Genomic DNA, 12,428 nt, shown 5'->3' on the forward strand with positions numbered 1-12,428 from the left:
ACAGTAAAAATACTAATTTGAACAATAATAGTAACACCCCCCTAAGACACTTCCATATATATTTTAACACAAAAATAGGAAAAATTAAGTAGGTAACTAAAATTTTTAATATTGTTTAGTCACTATACAATAACTAAACAAAAAAACCTACCTTGATTGGTAGGTTTATAATATTTATGCTAATGTTTCTACTGGGTAAACACTTACTTGTTTTCTGTCTTTACCTTTTCTTTCAAATTTAACAACTCCATCGATTTTAGCAAATAGAGTATCATCTCCACCTCTACCTACATTTAAGCCTGGATGGATTTTTGTTCCTCTTTGTCTAACTAGTATATTACCTGCTGGAACAAATTGTCCGTCAGCTCTTTTAACGCCTAATCTTTTGGCCTCACTATCACGACCGTTTTTAGAGCTACCTACTCCTTTTTTAGACGCAAATAATTGTAAGTTTAATCTAATCATCTCATTACACCTCCCTATATTTGAGAGTTACATAGTCAGGATAGATATCAACCAATCCTTTTAATCCTACTTCCATAGTCCTTAAAACTATATCTGCTTTTTCCCTTTGCTCCATCGGAAGTTCAAGGGGTAAGGATACCTTCAAATATCCTTTTTTATCATCTATTTTATAAGATATGTCCTTCTCTTTTATGCCGCATACTTCATTTAATGAAATAAGAGCAGTCTGACTTAAAATAGATATGGATGCACATAATATATCTTCACCATATGCTCCATAACCAGTATGTCCCTTAATCTCATATTCTACTATACTGCCATCTGTATTTCTTAGTATAGTTATTTTCGTCATCTCTAACACTATCCATTAATCTTTTCTATTCTAACCTTTGTATATGGTTGACGATGTCCTTGTTTCTTTCTGTAATCTTTCTTTCTTTTAAACTTATAAACAATAATCTTTTTTGCCTTACCATGTTCAACAATGTTTCCTGTTACAGATACACCATCTACATAAGGCTTACCTACTTTTACTTCTTCTCCATTAGAAACCAGAAGTACTTTATCAAAGCTTAAAGATTCACCTTCGTTTCCAGCAACTTTTTCAATGAAGAGAACATCTCCTTCTTGAACTCTATATTGCTTTCCACCAGTTTCAATAACTGCGTACATTACACTACACCTCCTCTAACCAGTCTCGCCAATGCTAGGTACCGAAGCTTTAAAACCCGCACTGTGCGGCTACTTACAAAGTAAAATTTTATCAGACAAAGTTCAAAAAGTCAAGGGTTAACCTAAAATTCCTTTAATAAATTCTATCCTACCGATATTCTTCACTTTTATCTCATTATGATGGATAGCTTCATTAGGTTTAATAAATATTTTTATACCATATTTCTCTTCAATTTTATTAATGAAATAATTATTATTACCCTTTAAATAGGACTCTATATGAGGATTCACTTCTAAAATAGCTGCCTCTGCACTAGTATGCAGTTTAAGTCTTTTTACCTCCTTATTTAGTAGGCTAAGGACTGTTCTTTCCAAATATACCTTGCCTGTACCATTACAATAAGGACAATCCTTTAATAAGTTAGTGGTTAACCTGCTTCTTACTTTTTTCCTTGTCATCTCTACTAATCCTAGCTTAGTCATCCCTAGAACAGTTGACTTTGTTCTGTCCTTCTTGAGTTCACTTTCTAATACATTTAAAACATCTTTTTCGTGTAATTCATTATTCATATCAATAAAGTCAATGATTATTATACCACCTATATTTCTTAGTCTTAGCTGCTTTGCAATTTCCTTAGCTGCTTCTATATTTGTTCTAAGTACTGTATCTTCTAAATTAATACTCCCTATATATTTGCCTGTATTCACATCTATGGAAGTAAGAGCTTCTGTTTCGTCTATAACTATATACCCTCCACTTTTTAACCAAACCTTTCTATCTAAAGCTTTATTAATTGCTTGCTCAATCCCAAAGTAGCCAAATATATCATGACTAGAATCAAAATATTCAACCCTAGATTTCAATTGAGGAGATATCATATCTACTAACTCAACTATACTCTTATATTCATCTCTACTATTAATTATCAATTTTTGAACATTTCTTGTAAATAAATCTCTCACTGTTCTATGTATCAAGTCAAGATCTTTATACATTACTCTTGGAGCAAAACCCAGATTTCTTTCACCGTCAATTTTGTTCAAAACCCTCAATAGAAATTTTATATCATCTTTAAAGTCTTCTAGCTCTAACCCCTCGCTTGCAGTTCTTAATATCACCCCCATATTGGCAGGCTTGATACTTTCTATAATTTTTCTTAGTCTATCTCTTTCTGCTTCATCACTTATTCGCCTTGACACACCAATATAGTCGGTATAAGGCATTAGCACAATATGTCGACCTGGTATTGTTATTTGGGTAGTCACTCTTGCCCCTTTATTGCCAAAGGGCTCCTTTATGACCTGTACAATTATATCTTGTCCAGATTTAACTACATCTTTAATAGAGATATCCTTAAGATTAATTTTTTTGTTTGCTAACATCTCTTTAGGAATCGCATCTTTTACATAAAGAAAAGCATTTTTTTCTAAGCCTATATCAACAAAAGCTGCCTGCATACCTGGTAATACATTGACAACTCTGCCTTTGTATATATTGCCAACAGTTCTTTTATTATCATCTTCTTCTATATATAGCTCCACTAGTTCAGAATTTTCTAGAATTGCTACTCTGTTTTCTTGTAAACCCACGTCAATTACTATTTGATTCATAAAATCTCTCCTAAAGCAAAATTTAAGCGCTAAGAGTATCAAAATCCATATCTATAATGCTTAAAAAATCATATTGGCAAAGAAATAGTACCATCTTTTTCAATAAATAACTCTAATCTATGTAGCTTTAAGCTATCTTCTTCCATAGCTATTTTTGTATGCTCTTCAAGTAATCCTATCATCTCTTCTGGTTTTAAGTTCCCTTGGCTACCAGTCATTAAGGTCGTCTTTAGTACAATTATATCTTTCTCATTTGATAGAAGAAATAGATCTTTAATTCTCTCTCTAATATTGTTTTGCTTTACAGTTATTTTGTTACCTTTCTTTTTTTCTTTTGTTAATATTATCTCTTCTTTATTTAAAAAACTATCTATTTCACTTGTAATCTCTTCTGTTGTCAGTTTTTCTTTAGTCTTAAATCCAATAATATAAGTAGCCCATCTTATCAGAGATACTATAGACTCCTTATCATCTGTAGATACAGCTTTTAATATTTTTATCCCATTTGGCAGTATAGTATTCAATTTCTGTTTAAAATCCTCTGGTTCAATATATGAACCTAATTCAACATCCATATATTCTCCATCGCTAGACACTCCTAGAGCTAGAGCTGTAGCTAAAGAAAATTGAGGGTGTGGATTATAGCCCTCACTATACTTAACTGGAATATTGGCACGCCTAAAAGCTCTTTGAAAAAGCCTCATTAAATCAAGGTGAGAAATATATCTTAATTCATCTTTTTTTGTAAACTTAGCTCTTATCTTCATTAGCAAACACCACCTATAAAGCTTTTATTTATACCACAACCTGTACATCCTTTTCTACAATCATGAGTAAGCTCTTCTTTTTTAGCTTTTTCATTCTCGCTTATAAGATATCTCTTAGAAACACCCACATCTATAAAATCCCAAGGAAGAACTTCGTCATAGCTCCTTTCTCTAGTAGCATAAAAATCAGGATCTATACCTGTTTCCTCAAAGGCCTCGATCCATTTCTCAAAGCTAAATTTATCAGCCCAACCATCAAATTTACATCCTTTTTCCCAAGCGTTAACCAATACCTGTGATAGTCGCCTGTCTCCTCTTGCTAGAACTGCTTCTAAATAGCTTAACCTAGAATCATGGTGATTATATGTTATCTTATTATCTTTAATACTACTTTTTAGTAATCCTATTTTCTTATTAAACATCTCTATGCTATCTTGAGGATACCATTGAAAAGGTGTAAAAGGCTTTGGAACAAAACAAGAGGTACTTACTGTAACCTTTAAGTTGCCTTTTCTCTGCTCTTTAGGCATTCTAAAGAAAATATCTTTTACCTTATAGGCTAAACTTTTTATTCCCATGACATCATCAGATGTTTCAGTAGGTAATCCTATCATAAAATAAAGCTTTACTGTTGACCAACCAGAAGCAAAGGCTTCTTCTGTTGACTTTAGTAAATCTTCTTCTGTAATTCCTTTATTTATTACATCTCTTAGTCTTTGAGTACCAGCCTCAGGTGCAAAGGTTAGACCTGTTTTTCTAACCTTTTGAATCTCCTCTATTACTTCTAAAGGAAAAGAATCTAGTCTAAGAGAAGGCAAAGATAAGCCTACCTTTTTCTCCTTGTATTCTTTCATAAGTCTGCTCACTAACTCAAGTATCTGTGAATAATCACTAGTACTTAGAGAAGAGAGAGAAATTTCTTCGTGTCCTGTAGCTTCTATTAGCTTTCTTGCATAATCAATTAATGTATCAATACTTCTTTCCCTTACTGGTCTATATATAACTCCTGCTTGACAAAATCTACATCCTCTTGTACAACCCCTGAATATCTCTAGCATAACTCTATCATGAACTGTTTCAATAAAGGGAACAATTAATTTCTCTGGGAAAAATGCCTCATCCAGATTTTTTATTATTCTTTTCTTAATCTTGGCTGGATATTTTGCTTCTTTAGGAGTAAAAGATTTTATGGTACCATCTTCGTTATAGTCTACACTATAAAATTCAGGTACATATATCCCCTCAATATTAGCTATCATTTCTAAATATTCTTTTCTTTCTTTTCCGCTTTTTTTCCACTGCTTATATACCTCTATTATTTCTAAAGTTACTTCTTCTCCTTCTCCTATTACAAAGAAGTCTATAATCCCAGCTAATGGCTCTGGATTATATGCACAAGGTCCTCCAGCCATTACAAAAGGGGCATCTTCTTTTCTATTCTTTGCCATTATAGGTAAACCCGCTAAATCAATCATGTTAATTATATTGGTATAGCTCATCTCATATTGAAGCGTAAACCCAATAAAATCAAATTCCTTAATAAAGTCTTTGCTTTCTAAGGCAAATAGAGGAAGATTATTATTTCTCATTTCTTCTTCCATATCAGTCCAAGGTGCAAATACTCTTTCACAGTAAATATCTTCCTTGCTATTTAAAAGACTATATAGAATATGCATTCCCATGTGTGACATTCCTACCTCATAAACATCTGGAAAAGCAAATGCAAACCTAATAGTGTCCTCTGTAATATTCTTTTTTTCTATATTTAGTTCGTTTCCAATATATCTAGCTGGTTTTTCTACTTTATTTAAAATCTTCTCAAACTGCTCTTTATTTAACATTTAGCTCATCCTTTTCTTCTAAGTTAATTAATCCGTACTTATGTTACTATTCTATCATTTTTTTGATCTTATTAATAGTTCTCCTAATGTAATATCAAAGTCATGAGTATATATTCCTTCTAGCAATTGACTTTCAGTTATAGTACCAATAGTTTCTCCATTACTTTTAATAATAATGAATATATGATATTTATTAGGCAAAAAACAATCTAAAGCTTCTTTTATGCTAAGTGTTTCCATGCACACCAAAACATGGACCTTCATTTTCTTTTTCTTATAAATTTCAGTTGTTTTTCCGGTAATAGATTTTATGAAAACAAAAGCTGCCATTTCTCTTTCTTTTCTGGCAGCTATTATAATAAATACTGCTATTAGACTTATGTATACTCCATTAATCATTAACCCATTTAATATATCATAGAGTATAAGAATTGTACATAGTATATATGTAATATATGATAGCTTAATAGTTGCAAATTTATAACCCATAAATAAGGATAATACAGCCCTAACTATCTTTCCTCCGTCTAGTGGAAACACGGGTAAAATATTTATTATAAACATAAGTTTATTAATATTTATTACATATTCAATCAAATAACTGTCTAGATACAATTGCTTTAACCCTCTAAATATAACTACTAATATTAAATTACTTAGGGGGCCAGCTATACAAATAAGTATTTCCTCTTTAGGAGAAATTGCTTCTATCTGTTCGAATCTTGCTATTCCCCCAAAAGGAAAAATTTCTATTTCCTTAACTTTAACTCCATACTTTATAGCAACAATACTATGAAAAATCTCATGCGCTAAAACAGCAATAACCACAACAAAAATCTCCATATAATAGCCAAATAAAGAGTATAAGATGAATGTAGCCAGCATAAAGATATTAATCTTAATACTAATACTATTATTCCTTAATATATTCATCTAGAAAGCCTACCTATCAATTAGAAATATCTGAATTAAACGTCTCTATTACTTTATCAGGTAACTTAACTGCACCCTTTACAAAATCAATTACTTTTTTTGTATCTTCCTTTATATCAAAGGAATAATTTATAGATTCATCTACAATTCTAATTATATTATTAGTAAGTTTTAGATTTATTTTTTTTATTATTAAGACAGCTAAAACAATTACAATACAGATTAATATTTTATTGAGCTGCTTTCTATAGAAACTTGCTCCACTACTGTTAGTATAGGTATTATATACTCTTTTTTTCCTTAGACTGTTCAATAACATAACTACTCTTCTGCTTAGTTTCTCTTTAATACTTATTGCAACCACCCTCTTTCAGTTTAGTATATTTATATTTATAAGAAAGTGATTTTATTACATATTAGATCATAAAAAAACCTATGATTTCAAAAAGTAGAGAACCATAGGTTTTTAGACTAGTCTATGTTATTGTACGTTTCAGATTGTCTAATTATCTCTCTCCAATGCATATCTCCTCTTTCAAGAGCTTTTATCAAAAGCTCTGCAGTGGCGATATTTGTAGCAATAGGAATAGCATGAACATCACTGAGTCTAAGTAGTGCCTGAACGTCTGGTTCATGAGGCTGAGCAGTTAAAGGATCTCTTAAAAATATAATAAGATCCATTTCATTACTTGCTACTTTAGAACCAATTTGTTGGTCACCACCTAAAGGACCTGACATCATACGTTCTATCTCTAGACCTGTAGCTTCTATTATTAACTTACCAGTAGTTCCTGTAGCATAGAGATGATGTTTTTCAAGAATATGTTTATATGCAACTGAAAAATTAACAAGTTGCTTTTTTTTATTATCATGAGCAATTAAAGCAATATTCATATTTTCCTCCAATCACAAAGGTCCTGTTTATTTTAATGATTGTTCCTTCATCTTCAGTATTGGTATATTAGCAATTAAGGCTGGTATAGGTGTGTTGTCACTTTCTCTTCTGGTTCTTGTTAATTTAATGTCTAAGCCTTCCTCATCAATAACCATGTAATCAGATATTACTCTTATTATGTCCCCTTTTAGAATTTCTAAAAAGTGAGGAGAAATATTTGCTCTGTCATGGATTAAAACTAACTTTAGTCTTTCTTTTGCTACGTTCTTACTTTTATCTTCACTTTTACTAAAAAATTTGAATATATCCAAGTTTACCCCTCCTTTTTAGTTATTTACCAAATATTAATTTCCTTAACTTGCTAAAGACTCCTTCATCTACGTCTAATTCTAATAAGGCTACTTCTTCTCCCATTATTCTTTTAGCTATATTTCTGTAGGCCTGTCCAGCAAGACTTTTATCATCAATAACTACTGGCTCTCCTTTATTAGTGGAAATTACAATTGCCTCATCATCAGGCACTACTCCAATTAAATCTATGGCTAAAATATCAGTCATATCATCAATGTTCATCATGTCGCCTTTTTTTACCATATCAGGTCTTATTCTATTAACTATCAATTTAGGATTATGTAGACCTTTTGCTTCTAGTAAACCAATTATTCTATCTGCATCTCTTACAGCTGATATTTCTGGAGTAGTAACTACTAAAGCCCTATCCGCACCAGCTATAGCATTTTGAAATCCTTGTTCTATGCCTGCGGGACAATCAATAATTACATAATCAAACATTTCTCTTAATTCATTACATAATTCAAGCATTTGTGAAGGGTTAACCGCATTTTTGTCCTTTGTTTGTGCAGCAGGTAAAAGAAACAATCCATCATATCTTTTATCCTTTATAAGTCCTTGCTTTAATCTACATACCTTTTCGACAACATCAACAATATCATATACTATTCTATTTTCAAGCCCCATAACAACATCAAGATTTCTTAGTCCAATATCAGCATCTACTATGGCAACCTTTTTGCCTGCCATTGCTAGACCTGTTCCAATATTTGCTGTGGTAGTAGTCTTACCTACTCCACCTTTTCCCGATGTTACAACAATAACTTCACCCATATAGGACAACCTCCTATTCTTATTTATTTTTAGGTAGATAAGTTTCTATGAGAACTGCATCGTCTTTCACCCTTGCGATTTCTGGCCATTTTGATAGCTCTACTTCTCCATCAGGCTTCCTAGCAATGATATTTGCTATCCTTAGCTGTGTAGGAAGTAAATAAAAGGCTACTACTATAGCTTCCTTATTACCATCACAGCCTGCATGAGCCATGCCTCTTAAGGCCCCAAGAATAACTATATTGCCTTTTGCCATGACAATTCCGCCGGGATTTACATCACCTATTACAACTAAGTTACCTTCAGATTCTACAGTTTGGCCAGATCTGACAGTGGCTCTTACAAACCTTGTATACCCTTCTTCGATTCCATCAAAAAATTGAACTTGTGACGATTCAATATTATCTGCCTTCTTTTCAGTTTTATCAGCTTCATCTACATCAATTCCATATTTATTGATTATTATACCTTTAAGTTCCTCCTTTTCCTCATCAGATAGTTTTTTTCCTTTAATACTTACTACTTTAGCTCCTTTAAAAAATGAGCCTGCTTTATTAAGATTGCTTTCTAGCTGTTCTTTTATTTTTTGAAAATTTCCTTCCTTAACAAAAATATATATACCATCCTGATTCCCTTTAAATGTAACTAAGCTCTGACTCATTTGTCACCCTCCAAAAGTAAACACCTATTCTTTTTATTCTTCATATTTTGCATAATTCCTTCTTATTTTTGATAAAAATAAATGGCAAGTAGAAAATTCTACTTAGCCAATTTATTCCTCACAGTAAATTCACTATTTTCGTCGTAATTGTATCCAAGATACTGCATTATCACTTCTCTCGCGACAGGTGCAGCGTATCCACCAGTACCTCCTTGAAATATAACTACTGATACTGCAATCTCAGCTGCCTCTGGATTATTTTCCTCATATGGTCCATATGCAACAAACCAAGCATAGTTATCATATTTTTCACCTGTTACGGGGTTAGTTCCCGAGTTCTGAGCAGTTCCTGTTTTTGAAGCTATTTTTACAGGAAGATTACTAAAAATTGCCCTAACACTACCATCACTAGTAACCATTCCCATACCTTTATTTACCTCATTGATAAAATTATAATTACTTAAGTTTACTTTATTAGATTCTCTTAAAGGTTCAAAAACCGTTTGTGAGTTGTCATGGCTTTCAGCTTTGGAAATTGCACTTACATTATGTCTGTATCCACCATTCGCTAAAGTAGCTACATAGTTTACCATTTGGATTGGAGTATAAGCATTCTGTCCTTGCCCTATGGAAATATTCAGGGTATCTGCTTGCTTCCAACCTGATTGGTTTAAATAAGTGTATTTTATGACATCAGCAAGGTCCTCCCTACTACCTTCTAGTTTCTTTTCACCATTAATATTAAGCTTATCTAGTCTTCTAACTACTTCTCTCTTGCTAAGAGGCTCTTCAAACTCAGCCCAACTTACGATCTCATCTACTATTTTTGCAATTTCCTTTTCATCTAATGTTATTCCTTCTTTAATAAAATCTCTAATATTAGTGTTCAAAAATCTTCTTAGCCCAATTTTTGTATTATTTGTCTTTAGATTTGTATCTGGAACACCAACAGCTCTCTCTCCTGCTATTTCTATTCCTGTTTTATCATCAAGACCAAATTCTTTAGCAATTTTCAAAATATCCTCAATTTCTACCTTTCCACCTAATCCTTCTCCTGTCCTCGGATTCCTGCCCATAGTAACACTATAAAAATAATAGTTACAGGAATCTCTTATGGCTTCTGCTAAGTTAACCAAACCATGAGATCTTCCATAATCATTCCAATACCAACAACCAAATCTTCCGTTACCTATCTCTACAACTCCATAGTCGTATATTTTTTTACTTGCACTTATACCTTTTTCTTGTGCTGCCAAACCTGTTATCATCTTAAATATAGAGCCAGGCTGGATCGCAGTTTGTAAAGCAATATTATAAAGAGGCCTCGGTGCTAGTGGATCTTCCTCATGTTCTGGCATCAAACTTCTCCAATCTTCATCAGAAATACCTGTTACAAAAAGATTTGGATCATATGCTGGGTAATTAGCTATAGCTAGAATCTCACCTGTCTTAACATTAGTTGCAACAACTGCTCCAGAAGTAGCATTTTTATATGCTTGGGAAAACTTATAGTTGCCCCAATCACTTTGAAATTCTCCACCTATTTGTATCTGCTCTACGGCTTGCTTTAATGCTTGTTCTGCTACTTTTTGTAACTCAAGATCTATTGTTAAATAAAGATTGTTTCCTGGTATAGGCTTTACTTCGTCCAATACCTTTATTGTATTACCTAAAACGTCTACCTCAACACGCCTGCTGCCATTGCTTCCCCTTAAATATTCTTCAAAGCTATCTTCTACACCTGTTTTCCCAATAATGTCATTAGGTGAATATCCCAGCTCCTCAATATATTTTTTTATTTCATTTGCTTGTGATATCTTGCCTAAATAACCTAAAAGATGAGCAGCTGTTTCTCCATTAGGATAATACCTAACTGGCTCTATTGATACTCCTACACCAAGTAGCTCAATTTTATTTTCTTCTAGTTTTGCTACAGTACTATTTCTTATTCCATATGCTATGTTTATTGGTTGATAGGCTCTGTGTCCTTGTTTATTTAATTGTTCTAAAATCAGCATTATAGATCTGGCTTCATACTTATTAAGTCCATCTTCGATTTTATATTTATCAACTAAAAACTCGAAGGCTTCCATTGCAGTACTTTTTTCTGGCACCTTATACTGTTCAAGCCAGCTTGTTTTATTATTTATAGCAACATATTCCCAATTAGCAATAGATATTCTTGGATTCACATATCCAAGCACCTTTTCCTGGGCAATAGCCTTAATTCTATCATCTAATATAAACTCTGACATAATATTGTTTTTATTAGCAATATAAACTAAGGACTCTATAGCTGTTAATTCTCCTTCTATATTCTCGCTTTTATAGAACTTATCCTTTTCTTCGTCATCAATATATTTATATGAAACATTGCTTTCTTCTTCCTCTATAATAATATCTACTGGAATATGGATATTATGTTCATTGAGTTTATCAATTAATATTTGTCCTGGAATTAATTGTTCTTTGTCCTTTTGGTTATCACTTTCTTTAATTTTTATATCTGTAAGAACTTCATATTTAGCATTTGTTTGTAAAATAATGTTTACAAAATCATCTTTTGCTTGGCTATCCATTGTTATATTTCCGAAGCTCTTCATTAAGCTTCTTTTTATAGCCCTATATTCTTCATCAAAGCTAAAGCTATATGGTTCTAAGTGTATTTCACTTGCTAATCCATGGTCTTGCAATACTTTATATGTTAGCTCTCTTACAATTGGATTATTGATTAGCTTCATGAGGTTTTTTTTGTTTTCTGCTATTTTTGAAACAAGTAAATCTCTTGCAGATATGTCCCTCGGTATGTTATTCTCTTTTTGCCATTTGTCTATATCTACATTTGAATCATAATAATATATAACATTTCCTTCATCATCTAATTTTATTTTTATAGGCATTGAAATGCCTTCGTTTTCCAAAGTATTTACAGCTCTCTCTGCTGTAAAAAATATTCTAGAATTTACAGCATCATCAATTCTCATAGTTGAATTTATAAGCTCTCCTATGAGATTGTTATCTATAAGTAATTCTAACACATATTCATTAGGCGTCTTGCTATTTTCCATGTACATAGTTTCATTATTAAATAAAAAAACATTTAATTCTATAGGAAACTCATCTATATAGTTAACACCTTCACCGTCCAGTATCCTAACAAGCTTGAGTATGGCATTATTCCTTTTATCAGTGTCCTTAATATTTAATTCATCTTTCATAACTTGAACTGTAAAGCTAGGTTTATTACCTGCTAATAACCTTCCGTATCTGTCTCTTATTTCACCTCTAGGCGCAGTTATAGATATTTGTTTTACTCTTTTGCTATTTGATATCCTCCTCATTTCCTCACCTTCTACAATAGTGAGTGTTGCAAGTCTAAAAGCCAAAACAACACATATTAAAATAATAAGAAAAATAAGAATATTGTATCTATCTTTTATCTTTTCCCAAAATTTCAT

General features: G+C 32.1%; 13 protein-coding genes. All 13 read right to left on the minus strand.

Annotation, left to right across the window (positions count from 1 at the left end; genetic code table 11):
• Window positions 1-174 precede the first annotated feature (174 nt).
• Window positions 175-465 (minus strand): 50S ribosomal protein L27, encoded by a 291-nt coding sequence (gene rpmA / locus DW1_RS10725; protein WP_074350621.1) that lies wholly within the window; start codon window positions 463-465, stop codon window positions 175-177.
• Between the two features lie 4 nt (window positions 466-469).
• Complete coding sequence (locus DW1_RS10730) at window positions 470-817, minus strand: ribosomal-processing cysteine protease Prp (protein ID WP_074350622.1); 348 nt, start codon at window positions 815-817, stop codon at window positions 470-472.
• A gap of 8 nt (window positions 818-825) precedes the next feature.
• Window positions 826-1,137 carry a 50S ribosomal protein L21 gene (gene rplU, locus DW1_RS10735; RefSeq protein WP_074350623.1) on the minus strand — a complete coding sequence of 104 codons (312 nt, stop codon included), beginning with the start codon at window positions 1,135-1,137 and terminating at the stop codon, window positions 826-828.
• Between the two features lie 117 nt (window positions 1,138-1,254).
• A complete protein-coding gene (locus DW1_RS10740; protein ID WP_074350624.1) occupies window positions 1,255-2,748 on the minus strand; it encodes an Rne/Rng family ribonuclease in 1,494 nt (497 codons plus the stop codon).
• A gap of 68 nt (window positions 2,749-2,816) precedes the next feature.
• Window positions 2,817-3,515 carry a TIGR03936 family radical SAM-associated protein gene (locus DW1_RS10745; RefSeq protein ID WP_074350625.1) on the minus strand — a complete coding sequence of 233 codons (699 nt, stop codon included), beginning with the start codon at window positions 3,513-3,515 and terminating at the stop codon, window positions 2,817-2,819.
• Window positions 3,515-5,356, minus strand: a complete 1,842-nt coding sequence (locus DW1_RS10750) for a TIGR03960 family B12-binding radical SAM protein (protein WP_074350626.1) — start codon at window positions 5,354-5,356, stop codon at window positions 3,515-3,517. The genes DW1_RS10745 and DW1_RS10750 overlap by 1 nt, the downstream gene beginning before the upstream one ends.
• Window positions 5,357-5,410: 54 nt before the next feature.
• Window positions 5,411-6,289, minus strand: a complete 879-nt coding sequence (locus DW1_RS10755) for a M50 family metallopeptidase (RefSeq protein WP_074350627.1) — start codon at window positions 6,287-6,289, stop codon at window positions 5,411-5,413.
• A gap of 16 nt (window positions 6,290-6,305) precedes the next feature.
• Complete coding sequence (locus tag DW1_RS10760; RefSeq protein ID WP_074350628.1) at window positions 6,306-6,653, minus strand: hypothetical protein; 348 nt, start codon at window positions 6,651-6,653, stop codon at window positions 6,306-6,308.
• 107 nt (window positions 6,654-6,760) lie between these two features.
• Window positions 6,761-7,183: a methylglyoxal synthase gene (mgsA, locus tag DW1_RS10765; RefSeq protein WP_074350629.1), complete on the minus strand. Its 423-nt coding sequence runs from the start codon at window positions 7,181-7,183 to the stop codon at window positions 6,761-6,763.
• A 27-nt stretch (window positions 7,184-7,210) separates the two neighbouring features.
• Window positions 7,211-7,495, minus strand: coding sequence for a cell division topological specificity factor MinE (gene minE, locus DW1_RS10770; RefSeq protein WP_074350630.1), 285 nt, complete (start codon window positions 7,493-7,495; stop codon window positions 7,211-7,213).
• Between the two features lie 19 nt (window positions 7,496-7,514).
• A complete protein-coding gene (gene minD / locus DW1_RS10775; protein WP_074350631.1) occupies window positions 7,515-8,309 on the minus strand; it encodes a septum site-determining protein MinD in 795 nt (264 codons plus the stop codon).
• Between the two features lie 19 nt (window positions 8,310-8,328).
• Entirely contained in the window at window positions 8,329-8,970 is a 642-nt protein-coding gene (gene minC / locus DW1_RS10780) for a septum site-determining protein MinC (RefSeq protein ID WP_074350632.1), read from the minus strand.
• A 98-nt stretch (window positions 8,971-9,068) separates the two neighbouring features.
• Window positions 9,069-12,428 (minus strand): penicillin-binding transpeptidase domain-containing protein, encoded by a 3,360-nt coding sequence (locus tag DW1_RS10785; RefSeq protein WP_074350633.1) that lies wholly within the window; start codon window positions 12,426-12,428, stop codon window positions 9,069-9,071.

Origin of the sequence: Proteiniborus sp. DW1, assembly GCF_900095305.1 — a bacterium.
In the GTDB taxonomy this organism is placed as follows: Bacteria; Bacillota; Clostridia; order Tissierellales; family Proteiniboraceae; genus Proteiniborus.